Below are 12537 nucleotides of genomic sequence, written 5' to 3'. Positions count from 1 at the left end.
GATGGCAAAACTTTCTCTCTTTGAACGTCGCCGTCGCCGTGTCCGCACCGCTTTGCGTGCGCGCTCGGGTGGCAAGCCTCGCCTTTCGGTGCACCGTACAGGTCGCCACATCTACGCTCAGGTCATTGATGATACAGTCGGCAAGACCGTTGCTGCTGCATCAACTCTCGGTGCGAAGAAGTCGGGCGCCAATGTCGATGCCGCTACCCAGGTGGGTAAAGACATCGCAGCGGCTGCCAAGAAGGCTGGCGTTACCACTGTCGTGTTTGATCGCGGCGGGTTCCTGTTCCATGGCCGCGTGAAAGCGCTCGCCGATGCCGCTCGTGAAGGCGGGCTGGAGTTCTAATGATGGCTGACGAAAAGAAACCAGAAGAAGCAGCAACGCAAAACGCTGCAACCGAAACGCCGGCTGTTGCTGAAACGCCTTCGCAGGCTGCTGAAGATCAGTCAGCTGCTCAAGAGCCTTCCGCTCAGCCAGCCGAAGCGCCGAAGACCGAAGCTCCTGCTGAGGAACAACCCCAAGAACAGCGGGGCCGGGGTGGCCGTGGTCGCGGTGGTAACAACCGTGATGGCGGCGGTCGTGGTCGCGGTCGTGGCCGTGGCCGCGATAACAAGCGCGAAGAAGAAGATGATGGCATCATCGAGAAGCTCGTCCACATCAACCGTGTTTCCAAGACGGTTAAGGGTGGTAAGCGCTTTGGCTTTGCCGCTCTCGTAGTGGTTGGCGATGGTCAGGGCCGTGTCGGCTTTGGTCATGGTAAAGCACGCGAAGTGCCTGAGGCGATCACCAAGGCAACGGCTGCTGCTCGCAAGAAGATGATCCGCGTTCCTTTGAAAGAAGGCCGCACTCTGCACCACGACGGCAACGGTCGTTTTGGCGCGGGCAAGGTGACCCTTCGTACAGCGCCTGCGGGTACCGGTATCATCGCCGGTGGTCCAATGCGTGCCGTCTTCGAAAGCCTTGGCGTTGCTGACGTTGTGACCAAATCGGTTGGTACGTCGAACCCATACAACATGATCCGCGCAACCTTCGATGCGCTCAGCGACCAGACTTCGCCGAAGTCAGTTGCTCAGCGTCGCGGTAAAAAGGTTGCAGACCTTTTGGGTCGTGGCGGTGCAAGTGAAGCAGAAGCAGCGGTCGACGCCGCGGCGGTAGTGGAGTAATTCATCATGGCTACCATCAAAATCAAGCAGATCGGTTCGCCGATCCGTCGCCCGGAGAGCCAGCGTAAGATCCTTATCGGTCTTGGCCTCAACAAGATGCACAAAGTCGTGACACGTCAGGACACGCCTGAAGTGCGCGGCGCGATCGCAAAGATCCCGCATCTGGTGACCGTTGTCGACTAATAGGGCCGATTGGGCTTTAGCCGACACTGACATTCAAGACGGGCCCGTCATGCGAAATCCGCATGGCGGGCCCGCTTGCGTTTGGGGGGCAGGGCGGTAGTCTGGGCGAGCGCCGTTTTGGCGCGTTAGGGACTGAAAATTTGAGGCATTCTTGGGTCTTGGGGGCGTTTGCCTGTGTGGCAGCGAGTACCAGCCTTACGGGCTGTGTCAGCGCGGCTGCGCCCAAATCAACCGCAGAAGTCGTGAAGGACCTCGGACGTGAGGCGAGAGCGATTGCTATGGGGCGGGGCTATTCCGGCTCGCAAGTCTTCAATAGCGGCGCGCTTGATGAACGTGAAACGGGAGAGCTTCGCGTGCGCCTCAAGGGCGGCGAGCGCACCATCGCGATTGGCCTGTGCGACAAGCAGTGCAAGGACATTGACCTTGGCGTCTACGACGAAAACGGCAACGAGATCGCCAGCGACCGCCAAGAAGATGCCATCCCGATTGTTGAACTCGCGCCTGATGGGGATAGCGTCGCGGTGTTCCGCGTGAAGATGATCCGGTGTGATGCGGAGCCGTGTCGCTATGGGATTGGGGTGTATCGGGAGTGATTATTCAACGAAACAAGTGAAACGCTTAGTTTTTCTTGATCTTGATTGATTGCGATTCCGGGTGGCTCGAACTATGTTTCTTCGTACATGGTTGAAACAACTCTCAGTGTTTTCCTCACATTCTTTGGAGCGATTGCAGTCTTCCTAGGGAGCGTGGGAGTGGCTCTGATCCTTTGGTTGTGGGTTGGCGCTGAACTGTTTGACAAGCCCCTCAAGATTAATGGTGCAGTTGGAGCGATTAACTGGTCGAGGCGGGTGCAACTGGCGTTGGGGGTCGTTCTATTCGCCACTCTTGCTGTCTTGGGTGCTTGGTTGGTCCTTAGTGATTGGCCTGCAAACGTCGCAACAGCAATTCTTGCTGTTGTTCCTTGGTGGGCCATTTTCGTATTCTTGTTTATCGTTTGGCTGATTGTCATAGGTAGTTTGACGATTGCTTCGGGATGGCCAAAGCTTGGCAAAGTTTATTCTCGACCTAGCGGGGCGCCATTGGCCTCAAGAAAGCTTCCGTGGGCAGTTCTGGGCAACGGAGTGAAGTTTGAAAATGTACTTACGATTTCCGCTTATGTCGATGGGATCGGGGTTTCTCAAAACCGTTTCTTAGGACCATTCAGCAGGCCAATCTTGGTTCCATGGAGGGAGATATCCGTTGAGAGCATGGAGACTGCTCAGTTGCCCCAGACAAAGCTGAAATTTGCTGGAGTCGAACAAATTGAACTCCGTTGCCTGGCAGAATGTTGGGAATTTATCGCTGAGCATAGACCGACAAATTGAGCGCGCCTTAATCCTGTCGAGTAGTTACGAGGGTGAGGTGGATAGCCCTCACAGATACCGCTCAGAATCCACGCGGTGGTGCAGCACGCGGGCGATCAGGATTTCCTCCGCTGTCAGCAGATAGAAAACAACATGCGTCTGCCGCCTAATCCGGCCCAGCCCCGGCGTGAGCTCCTCGGCGCTGCGGCCTAGGTGCGGGTTGGTGCAGGCGACAAGGGAGGGTGGCGGTCAGCCGGTTATGCAAATCCCTCTCAAGCTTATTCATTAGGTGTATCACTCGCGGTCTGTTATAAGGTCCCCTGCTGACGTCGAAATTTGCGACGGACTTCGAATTTTTGACGACCGCCACGTGGTTTCAGTACCCTTGGCGCAGAAGACGACGACTTCCTTTCAATTCACGATTTGACGCACGACCGCAGGGCATTTCGCCTTGTGGCAATTTACATGTGTTCTTGAAAGGAACCATTATGAGCAAGACCGGAACAGTAAAGTTCTTCAACACCGACAAAGGCTATGGTTTTATCCAGCCTGACGACGGTTCAAACGACAGCTTCGTTCACATCAGCGCTGTGCAAGCCGCAGGCATGCACTCGCTCGATAAAGAGCAGCGCCTCAACTACGAAGTTGAAACCGGCAAAAACGGCAAGGAAAGCGCCGTGAACCTGTCGGCTGCTGACTAAGCGACAATAAGGCTGTCTCCCGCGCCTGTTTCACACAGTGCGCGGGAGATGTGCCAATGCTCCCCCACCCACAACAACGCGAGGCCTATCGTGAGCGCAACATTCGAGTTTTATGACGCGAGAGCAAACGAAGCGGCTGCGGCAGCGAAAGAAGCGACACTCGACAATGTGCGGGAGCGCAACTTGCGTGCCGAGCGGACCTGGCGTGGGCTTGCCGAACAATCGCGTAAAGCAGCGCTGGACCGGGCCAAGACCGAACGCGAACGCGCAGAGCGGCGCGAGGCAGAAGCCGAAGCCGAAGCCGCAACCGAAGCCGCCGCCGAAGTTGAAGCCGGCAACATTTGATCGCGACAGGTTGGCTGACAGCACTGGGCAGGGCATCCTCGCTTTGATGCACGAAGTTCGACCCGCACACCGGCATACCACACCCCTCTTTCCGCTTGCACCTTTTCCCACTCTTCGCTAGTGGGCCCGCTTCCATAGCGCGTTGCTCCATGGTGGGGCCGTACTGAAAGCGAAAGCGAGTGCAACGATGAAACTCAACGACATCCGTGACAATGATGGTGCCCGCAAGGGACGTATGCGTGTGGGCCGTGGTATCGGTTCAGGCAAAGGCAAAACCGCAGCCCGCGGTCAGAAGGGTCAAAAATCCCGCTCTGGCGTAGCGATCAAAGGCTTTGGCGGTGGTCAGATGCCGCTTCACATGCGTCTGCCTAAGCGTGGCTTCAACAACCCGTTTGGCAAAGACTTTGCCGAAGTGAACATTGGCATGGTTCAAAAATGGGTCGATGCGAAGAAAATCGACGCCAAAAAAGACATCACCGAAGACGTTCTTCGCGAAACCGGCCTTGTGCGCGGTGGCAAAGACGGTGTGCGTCTTCTTGGTAAGGGCGAGCTTAAAGCAAAAGCCAAATTCGTCGTCACCGGCGCGACCAAAGGCGCGATTGCAGCCGTTGAAAAAGCGGGTGGCAGCGTCGAAGTGACCGCGCCTGCCAAAGCGGCAGCTGTCGCTGAGTAAGCCTCTTTTATCGTCCCGAAGCCTCGCTTGAGCGCTTCGGGATGATGAAAAGTACACCGCAGGGTTCGACAATTGCCCCTGTGGTTCCTATCTAGGCCCTCACGTACTCGGCCCCGCATTGGGGATAGCCCGAGGGAAATCCATAGGATCGACACCAAAGATGGCTTCACGCGCCGATAATATCGCCAGCAATCTGAACCTTGGCAACTTTGCCCAGGCGACCGAATTGCGCCAACGCATCTGGTTCACAATCGGTGCGCTGATCGTGTTCCGCTTCTTGAGCTTTGTGCCATTGCCCGGGATTAACCCGCTGGCCCTGGACCTTCTGGCCGAGCAGAACCAGGGTACTATCCTCGACATGTTCAACATGTTCACAGGCGGCGCTCTGGCGAATATGAGCCTCATTGCTCTTGGCGTGATGCCGTATATCACGGCCTCGATCGTGGTGCAGATGGCATCGGCGCTTCACCCGACATTGACCGCGTTGAAGAAAGAAGGCGCGACCGGGCGTCAGAAACTGAACCAGTACACCCGTTACGGCACGGTTTTCCTCTGCGCTATTCAGGGGTATTTCCTTGCGACCGGCCTTGAAAGCTATGCAGGGCAACAGGGCATTCAAGCTGTGGTTGAGCCCGGCTATATGTTCCGTATCGGCGCGGTGATCAGCCTTGTTGGCGGCACCATGTTCCTCCTTTGGCTGGGTGAGCAGATTACCTCGCGCGGGATCGGCAACGGCGTCAGCCTCATCATTATGGCGGGTATTGTCGCCCAGTTCCCCGTGTTTGCCATGAACATGTTCGAAGGCGGGCGCACCGGTTCGATTGCGCCTGGCATCATCATCGCGTTTATCGTGATGGTCGTGGGCCTGATCCTGCTGATCTCATGGGTAGAGCGCGCACAGCGGCGTCTCCTCATCCAATATCCCAAGCGTGCGACACAGCGCGGCATGATGCAGGCGGACCGCTCGCACATGCCATTGAAGCTGAACACAGCTGGCGTGATCCCGCCGATCTTTGCCAGCTCGCTTCTTCTCCTGCCGCTGACGATCAGCTCGTTTGCCGGTAATTCGGTTGACACCACGAGCGGTTTTGGCAGCGCGATTGTGACGCTCAACCAATATCTGGCCCATGGTGAGCCGATCTATATGCTGCTGTATGCGGTCGGCATTATCTTCTTCTGCTTCTTCTACACCGCTGTTGTCTTCGACCCGGAAGAGCACGCGGAGAACCTCAAGAAGAACGGCGGCTTTATTCCGGGTATTCGCCCCGGCAAGCGGACGGCTGAATATCTTGAATATGTGCTTACCCGGATCACCGTTGTGGGCGCGGCCTATCTGACTTTTGTCTGTGTTGTGCCCGAATACATGATCGCGCAAACCGGAATTCCGCTGTTCCTTGGCGGTACGAGCTTGCTGATTGTGGTGAACGTGACCGTGGATACGATCAGCCAAGTGCAGTCGCACCTCTTGGCGCACCAATACGGTGACCTTATCAAGAAGGCGAAGCTCAAAGGCCGGATGCGTTAAGCAACTGACCTGAGCAGGAACGATAATCGAATATGCCGCGTACGCTTTGGATAGCTGCGCGGGGGAAAATTAGGGGCGTTTCGTGAACATCATTCTTCTTGGTCCTCCGGGCGCTGGTAAGGGTACGCAAAGTGCTGGCCTCGTCGAACGTCATGGCATGAAGCAACTGTCGACCGGCGATATGCTTCGTGCAGCGGTCAAGGCCGGAACGCCTGTCGGGCTCGAAGCCAAGGCCGTGATGGACCGGGGTGAACTTGTTTCAGATGAGATAGTCTCGAACCTGATCGACGAGAACCTTGCCTCAATGCCAGCGGATCAAGGCGCGATCTTCGATGGCTACCCTCGCACTGCGGCGCAAGGCGAGCAGCTCGATGCGCTTCTGGCAAAGCATGGCCGTAAGCTCGACCACGTGATCGAGCTTGGCGTTGATATTGACGCACTTGTCGAACGCATCACCGGTCGTTTTTCCTGCGCAAACTGCGGCGCGCTTTACCACGATACGGCCAACACCCCTTCGAAAGAGGGTGTTTGCGACAATTGCGGATCAACCGAATTCAAACGTCGCCCTGACGACAATGAAGAGACCGTGCGCACTCGCAACAACGAATACCGCGAAAAGACCGCGCCGATCCTGCCGGGCTATGAAGCGCGCGGTATCGTAAAGCGTGTCGATGGCATGGCCGATATTGACGTTGTTGCAAAAGACATCGACGCGATCCTCGCCGGGTAATTTGCGGCTCTGGCCTCAAGCGGGCTTTTCAGGGCGCGCGCGATCTCCTAACCCTGCAGCTTCTGGGAGGAGACCCGTTTTGCATCGTTTTCACCGTTCACTTGTCGGGCTCACTTTGGGCACGGTTGCGATTGTGGCATCGCCCGCCATGGCCGAAGTGGTCGAGGCGCGTGACGACCACTTCATCACCCGCACTGAGGCGGTAGTCGATGCAAGCGCCAAAGAGACATGGCTTGCGCTCATCAGCCCTGCAGGATGGTGGTCGAGCGAGCACACATGGTCGGCAGACGCCGCCAATCTGAAGCTCACCCCGCAAGCGGGCGGCTGTTTTTGCGAAACCATCCCCGAGGTTGACGAGCCTGGCCGTTTCACATTGCAGGGCAGTGTTGAACATATGCGGGTGATCCAGGCCTATCCCGAGGTTGCCTTGCGCATGTCCGGCGCGCTTGGCCCGCTGCAAAGCGAGCCGGTGGCCGGCATCCTCACCATTGCGTTGAGCGAGGCGGATGCGGGCGAAGATGGCGAGGCCCGGACCAAGATTGTCTGGGAGTACAATGTTGGCGGTAAGATGCGTTACCCTGTGCCGGTGATCTCAAATGCGGTTGATGGGGTGATGACGCTCCAGCTGACACGCCTTGCCGAGCTTCTGGGGCCGGTTGAGCTGCCCGGGTCCGAGGAAGAGGTGGAGGAGGCTCCTGCCGAAGAAGGCGCGGCTGCGGAGCTTTCCGAAGAGGAGGGCGCTGTGACCATCGAAGCGCAAGAGGTTTTGGATGATGGTGAAGCACCAGAAGGTGGTGACAGGGGTATGGAACTGGAGGGCCCAAGCGTCGACGAGGCGTTTGGTGATCTGAGCGGGGATCAGGGCTGAGTTTCAGCCTGTTTTGACCCGCTCTCACTGTTCGTGTATCAAGGTCTTGCAATCCACCGGCGGCTGTCCATTTAGGCGGCTCGCTCGGATTTGTGCGTCTTGCGGTTGACGAGCTTTGTCAAAGTCCGTAAGCGCGCCTCTATTCGATATTTCAATTCTTGTCTGGCAAGCGCTGCCTCATTGTAGTGCAACCCGGACTTTTGCCGTCTTGGCGGGTTTTCGAAATCGCGAATATTTTTAGCGTCGAGATAAAGGTCGGTGACCATTCACCCAAACCTTTGTGGAGCATGGAGAATTAAGTGGCTCGTATTGCCGGGGTAAACATCCCCACCAACAAGCGTGTTATTATCGCGCTCACCTATATTCACGGGATTGGCCGCACGACGGCTGTCCAAATCGCTGACAAGCTTGGCATTGCGCATTCTGCACGCGTGCAAGATCTTACCGATGAGGAAGTTCTTCGCATTCGTGAGACGATTGATGCTGATCATCAGGTGGAAGGCGACCTTCGCCGTGACACCGCGATGAACATCAAGCGTTTGATGGACCTGCGTTCCTATCGTGGTCTTCGTCACCGTAATGGCCTGCCTGTTCGCGGTCAGCGCACTCACACCAATGCCCGCACCCGCAAGGGCAAGGCCAAGCCGATCGCCGGCAAGAAGAAGTAAGCTTCGGGCTTAGGCTCAAAGCTTTTCCTTCGGACGAGTTAAAGGAATATATGAAATGGCACGCGAACCCGGAAAAGTCAGGAAGCGCGACAGAAAGAACATCACCAGTGGTGTTGCTCACATCAATGCGAGCTTCAACAACACGATGATCACCATCACCGATGCACAAGGCAATGCGATCAGCTGGTCTTCGGCAGGTATGATGGGCTTTAAAGGCAGTCGTAAATCCACCCCGTACGCCGCACAGGTTGCAGCGGACGATGCAGGCAAGAAGGCTGCTGAACACGGCGTACGCACGCTGGAAGTCGAAGTCAAAGGTCCAGGTTCTGGCCGTGAGAGCGCACTTCGCGGTCTTGCAGCGGTTGGCTTTAACATCACTTCCATCCGCGATGTGACGCCGATCCCGCACAATGGTGTGCGTCCTTCTAAACGGCGCCGGGTCTAATCCGACGCTGATCCGATTGAGGAGGGCGGACCGTCCGATGCGGTCCAACCTCTCCAACGGGTTCTTATGCTGCTGACGAGCGCTCTGGACCCGAATTTTGAAATCGAACCGCTAACGTAAGCGAATTAGGGGAAATCCATGTCCGTCAATACGAAGAACTGGCAGGAACTGAAGAAACCCAACGCTCTCGAAATTAAAGAAGGCAGCGACCAAAAGCGCAAAACCACCTTCGTCGCCGAACCGCTCGAACGCGGTTTTGGTCTGACGCTTGGTAACGCTTTGCGCCGTGTCCTTCTTTCGTCGCTCCAGGGCGCGGCGATCACCTCGATCAAGATTGAGAACGTGCTCCACGAATTCTCGTCTCTCGCAGGTGTGCGCGAGGACATCACCGATATGGTCCTAAATGTGAAGCAGATTGCTCTCAAGATGGAAGGCGAGGGACCAAAGCGTCTCCAGCTTTCCGTGACCGGGCCTGCGACCGTTGAAGCTGGCGATATTGCTGTCACCGGCGATATCGAAGTGTTGAACAAGGACCTTGTTCTTTGCCACCTCGACGAAGGCGCAACGCTCAACATGGAGCTGACCGCTGACGTGGGTAAAGGCTATTCGCCTGCGGTTCAGAACCGTCCGGCTGATGCGCCGATTGGCCTCATCCCTGTGGACTCGCTCTACTCTCCTGTGCGTCAGGTGAGCTACAAGGTCGAGAACGCACGTGTTGGCCAAGAGCTTGACTATGACAAGCTCAGCCTCACTGTTGAAACCGATGGCACGGTCACTCCTGAAGATGCGGTCGCTTATGCTGCCCGTATCCTGCAGGACCAGCTGACGCTCTTCGTACACTTCGAAGACGGCATTCCGCAGCCACAGTCGGCCATGATCGGTCAGGCAGCGACCCCGCAAGAGGACGATGCCAACCAACTCAACCGCTACCTTCTCAAGAAGGTGGACGAGCTGGAACTGTCGGTGCGTTCGGCAAACTGCCTCAAGAACGACAACATTATCTACATCGGCGATCTGGTTCAAAAGACCGAAGCCGAGATGCTGCGTACCCCGAACTTTGGCCGCAAGTCCTTGAACGAGATCAAGGAAGTGCTGTCATCCATGGGTCTGCGCCTCGGAATGGACATCCCCGGATGGCCGCCCGAGAACATCGAAGAAATGGCCAAGAAGCTCGAGCAAGAGCTACTTGGTTAATCAAGGTATCGGCGGCGCACCTTCCCTCTGGAAAAGCGCCGCCTGCTTTGGGCTACCTGATACGGGCCCTTATCGAACCAAAGGACTAGAATAATGCGTCACGGAATTTCACAGCGTAAGCTTTCGCGCAAATCGGGCCACCGCAAGGCTCTCTTCCGCAATATGTCGGCCGCTCTCATCAAGCATGAGCAGATCGTCACGACTGCGCCAAAGGCGAAAGAACTGCGTCCGTACATCGAGAAACTCATCACGCTTGCAAAGCATGGTGGTCTTTCAAACCGTCGTCTCGCGATGACCCGCCTTCAGGACGAAACCCAGCTCAAGAAGCTGTTCGACGTTCTGGCCGAGCGTTATAAAGACCGCGACGGTGGCTACACCCGCGTGATTAAGGCCGGCCCACGTGCCAGCGACAGCGCGCAAATGGCAGTGATCGAACTGGTCGACCGCGACGAAGACGCCCGCGGCCAGGATTCCGGTCCGGACATGAGCCAGGTTGACGAATACTCAGAAGCAGAAGCCGCTGCATAAGCGCTTCGAGCAAGAGACAATGAAGGGCCTGCGGAGCGATCCGCGGGCCCTTTTCTTTTGAACCCTAAGGGTTAGTGTGAGGTGCATGAAGAAACTCATCCTCGCCGCCGCCGCATTGGCCTCAATCGCCACAATCCCTGCACCCGTATCCGCCCAAAGCGCGCAAGAGCGGCTCGATGAGCGCTACAACCGAGCGCTAGCGGCAGGGTATAAGGCAATGATGCTGTGCGGCGCGATTGGACATGCCGAGAAAGGGATCACCCGGCGTACACCCGAAAGTGTAGAAGAGTGGGAGCTGACGGGCATTCAAGCACCGCTTGATAGCATCATACGCGATCTCCCTTATGAGATAGTGCGATACGGAGAAGGGCAGACAATCAATCGAGTGGAAGTTGCTTGGAATGATGAGATGCCTCCGCGTATTGCTGAGTATGGAATCAATGGATGCCATGTCTGGCCCATCGGCACAGTGCCGCCGACACCTTACATCATCGCTGAAGAAGAGGAGCGCTCTTTCCCAACGATCGGAACTTGGACAGACACGATCAATGCGACAATTGCTCGTCCCATCCTCGAAATGGCCTTCAACGGGACATATGGTGTTGGCAGTCGGACTACTGTTGTCATTGTTCGCAAGGATGGAAAGGTATTCGATTGGGCTTGGGAGGAAGGATTTTCGCCCTTTACCCCTCAGCGTACGTGGTCAGTTGCCAAGAGCATTGCCGCCACAGTGGTCGGCGCGGCAGTGTATCGCGGCCAGGCCGATGTTACTGCAAGTGCAGGTTTAGGAAACGATAACTATAAAGATCCACGCGCGGACATAACGATCGACGATGCCCTCCGGATGGCTTCTGGACGGTATTCGGATACACCGGGTAATCGCACTGATCCGCTCTATTGGGGCGGTACGACGGTCGACGAGCGCGCTCAAAACTGGCCCCTGATCCACGCACCTGGTTCCGTTTATCGCTATGCTAATAATGACACTTTAGCTGCGGTTCAGGCGATTGAAGGCACATTCGAAGAGATCTCGCCGCGTGACTTGTTGAGCGCGATTGGAATGCACAACACGGTCGCCGAGACAGATTGGCAAGGGAACTACGTCCTCTCCAGCCAAGTTTGGGCGACCGCATATGATCTTTCAAAGCTCGGCCAGATCTACCTGAACAATGGTGTGAACGAAGAAGGCGTCCGGATACTGCCCGAAAACTGGCGCGCTTACGTCTCTGACCCCAGCGGCCCGCAGCCGGAGGGCACCCAGTGGGGCTATGGCGCGGGGTGGTGGACGTTCCGCCGGCCTGAGGGCAACGCATTCGAGGGCATTCCCGACGATGCCTTTGCTGCGCGTGGCAATCGCGGGCAATATGTAGTTGTCGTGCCCTCACGCGATGTCGTAATCGTCCGGCGTGGTGAGGATATGGTGGGGACCCGCTTTGATATCGCAGCCTTCACCCGGGATGTGCTGGCAGCGCTTGAGGAGTGAATTTGCGATGTTCAGGTAAGTACGCACTTATCTGAACATCGGCTGTAAGGCTTGCTCAGAATCACCTCAGATTTGTTCATCTAAAAGGGCTCCACAGTGAACGGGAATGGTCCCTTCCACTGAAAACCCGAGGATGAACCCCATGACTGATCTTAAAAAGACTCTCACCAAGGGCGCGCTCGGGACTGTCGCGGCTGGCGCGATGGCCCTGGCGTCCGCAACTCCAGCTGTCGCCAATGATCGCCACCGTGATCGCGGCATTGATGCCGGCGATGTGATCGCTGGCGCTGTTATTATCGGCGGTATTGCCGCCCTTGCCGGGGCCTTTGATGGCGATAGGGATCGCCGCCACCGTGACACGCGCTTCCGCGGCTATGATCGCGGCTTTGACAACAATTTCCGCGGTAACTTCCGGGGTCGGGGCGGTGGCGAGCGTGCGATTGAACGCTGCATCCGCGTCGCCGAGCGTCAGGCCCGCCGTTTTGGAGGCTATCGCTTTGCCGATGTGACCCAGATCCGCGATGTTGACCGCACCCGCTATGGCTGGCGTGTCAAAGGCCGGATGGAAGTGCAGGGTAACCGTGGCTTCCGTGGTCAGAACTTCGATCGTGGCCGTTTCACCTGCTACTTCGAGCGTGGTAACCGCCCACAGATCGACTTCAGAGGCATTCGCGGTCTTTGAAGAAG

General features: G+C 56.8%; 17 protein-coding genes and 1 pseudogene. 17 read left to right on the top strand and 1 reads right to left on the bottom strand.

Annotated elements, in window-relative coordinates; genetic code table 11:
* Window position 1 precedes the first annotated feature (1 nt).
* From rplR to AC0V6Q_RS06210, 5 genes are all read left to right on the top strand, one after another.
* Window positions 2–346 (top strand): 50S ribosomal protein L18, encoded by a 345-nt coding sequence (gene rplR, locus AC0V6Q_RS06230; RefSeq protein WP_486167537.1) that lies wholly within the window; start codon window positions 2–4, stop codon window positions 344–346.
* Window positions 346–1164: a 30S ribosomal protein S5 gene (rpsE, locus tag AC0V6Q_RS06225; protein WP_486167536.1), complete on the top strand. Its 819-nt coding sequence runs from the start codon at window positions 346–348 to the stop codon at window positions 1162–1164. The genes rplR and rpsE overlap by 1 nt, the downstream gene beginning before the upstream one ends.
* Window positions 1165–1170: 6 nt before the next feature.
* Window positions 1171–1347 (top strand): 50S ribosomal protein L30, encoded by a 177-nt coding sequence (gene rpmD / locus AC0V6Q_RS06220; RefSeq protein WP_298304244.1) that lies wholly within the window; start codon window positions 1171–1173, stop codon window positions 1345–1347.
* Between the two features lie 176 nt (window positions 1348–1523).
* A complete protein-coding gene (locus AC0V6Q_RS06215) occupies window positions 1524–1940 on the top strand; it encodes a hypothetical protein (protein ID WP_486167535.1) in 417 nt (138 codons plus the stop codon).
* Between the two features lie 87 nt (window positions 1941–2027).
* Window positions 2028–2711 carry a hypothetical protein gene (locus AC0V6Q_RS06210; protein ID WP_486167534.1) on the top strand — a complete coding sequence of 228 codons (684 nt, stop codon included), beginning with the start codon at window positions 2028–2030 and terminating at the stop codon, window positions 2709–2711.
* A gap of 48 nt (window positions 2712–2759) precedes the next feature.
* Here the strand turns inward: AC0V6Q_RS06210 and AC0V6Q_RS06205 are convergent.
* Window positions 2760–2903, bottom strand: a pseudogene (locus tag AC0V6Q_RS06205) (hypothetical protein); the annotation flags it as partial.
* Window positions 2904–3178: 275 nt separating this feature from the next.
* Between AC0V6Q_RS06205 and AC0V6Q_RS06200 the strand changes: the two are divergent.
* The 12 genes from AC0V6Q_RS06200 to AC0V6Q_RS06145 all read left to right on the top strand — a co-directional run bounded on the left by AC0V6Q_RS06200 (window position 3179) and on the right by AC0V6Q_RS06145 (window position 12532).
* Window positions 3179–3391 (top strand): cold-shock protein, encoded by a 213-nt coding sequence (locus tag AC0V6Q_RS06200; protein WP_486167533.1) that lies wholly within the window; start codon window positions 3179–3181, stop codon window positions 3389–3391.
* 90 nt (window positions 3392–3481) lie between these two features.
* Window positions 3482–3736, top strand: coding sequence for a hypothetical protein (locus AC0V6Q_RS06195; protein WP_486167532.1), 255 nt, complete (start codon window positions 3482–3484; stop codon window positions 3734–3736).
* Window positions 3737–3923: 187 nt separating this feature from the next.
* The gene (gene rplO, locus AC0V6Q_RS06190) at window positions 3924–4409 is read left to right on the top strand and encodes a 50S ribosomal protein L15 (protein ID WP_486167531.1); all 486 of its coding nucleotides are present in this window, start codon (window positions 3924–3926) and stop codon (window positions 4407–4409) included.
* A gap of 160 nt (window positions 4410–4569) precedes the next feature.
* Window positions 4570–5934, top strand: coding sequence for a preprotein translocase subunit SecY (secY, locus tag AC0V6Q_RS06185; protein ID WP_486167530.1), 1365 nt, complete (start codon window positions 4570–4572; stop codon window positions 5932–5934).
* An 82-nt stretch (window positions 5935–6016) separates the two neighbouring features.
* Window positions 6017–6664, top strand: a complete 648-nt coding sequence (locus tag AC0V6Q_RS06180; RefSeq protein ID WP_486167529.1) for an adenylate kinase — start codon at window positions 6017–6019, stop codon at window positions 6662–6664.
* 79 nt (window positions 6665–6743) lie between these two features.
* Window positions 6744–7532, top strand: a complete 789-nt coding sequence (locus AC0V6Q_RS06175) for an SRPBCC family protein (protein WP_486167528.1) — start codon at window positions 6744–6746, stop codon at window positions 7530–7532.
* A gap of 299 nt (window positions 7533–7831) precedes the next feature.
* A complete protein-coding gene (gene rpsM / locus AC0V6Q_RS06170; protein ID WP_034958128.1) occupies window positions 7832–8200 on the top strand; it encodes a 30S ribosomal protein S13 in 369 nt (122 codons plus the stop codon).
* A 55-nt stretch (window positions 8201–8255) separates the two neighbouring features.
* Window positions 8256–8645, top strand: a complete 390-nt coding sequence (rpsK, locus tag AC0V6Q_RS06165) for a 30S ribosomal protein S11 (protein WP_298304268.1) — start codon at window positions 8256–8258, stop codon at window positions 8643–8645.
* A 138-nt stretch (window positions 8646–8783) separates the two neighbouring features.
* Window positions 8784–9839 (top strand): DNA-directed RNA polymerase subunit alpha, encoded by a 1056-nt coding sequence (locus AC0V6Q_RS06160; RefSeq protein WP_486167527.1) that lies wholly within the window; start codon window positions 8784–8786, stop codon window positions 9837–9839.
* Between the two features lie 93 nt (window positions 9840–9932).
* Complete coding sequence (gene rplQ / locus AC0V6Q_RS06155) at window positions 9933–10367, top strand: 50S ribosomal protein L17 (protein ID WP_486167526.1); 435 nt, start codon at window positions 9933–9935, stop codon at window positions 10365–10367.
* A gap of 85 nt (window positions 10368–10452) precedes the next feature.
* Window positions 10453–11850, top strand: a complete 1398-nt coding sequence (locus AC0V6Q_RS06150; RefSeq protein WP_486167525.1) for a serine hydrolase domain-containing protein — start codon at window positions 10453–10455, stop codon at window positions 11848–11850.
* Window positions 11851–11992: 142 nt separating this feature from the next.
* A complete protein-coding gene (locus AC0V6Q_RS06145; protein WP_486167524.1) occupies window positions 11993–12532 on the top strand; it encodes a hypothetical protein in 540 nt (179 codons plus the stop codon).
* Window positions 12533–12537: the final 5 nt, after the last annotated feature.

It is taken from the genome of Erythrobacter sp. S227 (assembly GCF_057364925.1).
Note: the sequence above shows the minus strand (reverse complement) of the source record. Positions and strands in the feature narration are given on the sequence as shown.

What these genes read in the sequence shown, in the direction of transcription:
- rplR (WP_486167537.1), top strand. Translation starts at nt 2, where the DNA reads ATGGCAAAACTTTCTCTCTTTGAACGTCGCCGTCGCCGTGTCCGCACC.
- rpsE (WP_486167536.1), top strand. Translation starts at nt 346, where the DNA reads ATGATGGCTGACGAAAAGAAACCAGAAGAAGCAGCAACGCAAAACGCT.
- rpmD (WP_298304244.1), top strand. Translation starts at nt 1,171, where the DNA reads ATGGCTACCATCAAAATCAAGCAGATCGGTTCGCCGATCCGTCGCCCG.
- AC0V6Q_RS06210 (WP_486167534.1), top strand. Translation starts at nt 2,028, where the DNA reads ATGGTTGAAACAACTCTCAGTGTTTTCCTCACATTCTTTGGAGCGATT.
- AC0V6Q_RS06200 (WP_486167533.1), top strand. Translation starts at nt 3,179, where the DNA reads ATGAGCAAGACCGGAACAGTAAAGTTCTTCAACACCGACAAAGGCTAT.
- rplO (WP_486167531.1), top strand. Translation starts at nt 3,924, where the DNA reads ATGAAACTCAACGACATCCGTGACAATGATGGTGCCCGCAAGGGACGT.
- secY (WP_486167530.1), top strand. Translation starts at nt 4,570, where the DNA reads ATGGCTTCACGCGCCGATAATATCGCCAGCAATCTGAACCTTGGCAAC.
- rpsK (WP_298304268.1), top strand. Translation starts at nt 8,256, where the DNA reads ATGGCACGCGAACCCGGAAAAGTCAGGAAGCGCGACAGAAAGAACATC.
- AC0V6Q_RS06160 (WP_486167527.1), top strand. Translation starts at nt 8,784, where the DNA reads ATGTCCGTCAATACGAAGAACTGGCAGGAACTGAAGAAACCCAACGCT.
- rplQ (WP_486167526.1), top strand. Translation starts at nt 9,933, where the DNA reads ATGCGTCACGGAATTTCACAGCGTAAGCTTTCGCGCAAATCGGGCCAC.
- AC0V6Q_RS06150 (WP_486167525.1), top strand. Translation starts at nt 10,453, where the DNA reads ATGAAGAAACTCATCCTCGCCGCCGCCGCATTGGCCTCAATCGCCACA.
- AC0V6Q_RS06145 (WP_486167524.1), top strand. Translation starts at nt 11,993, where the DNA reads ATGACTGATCTTAAAAAGACTCTCACCAAGGGCGCGCTCGGGACTGTC.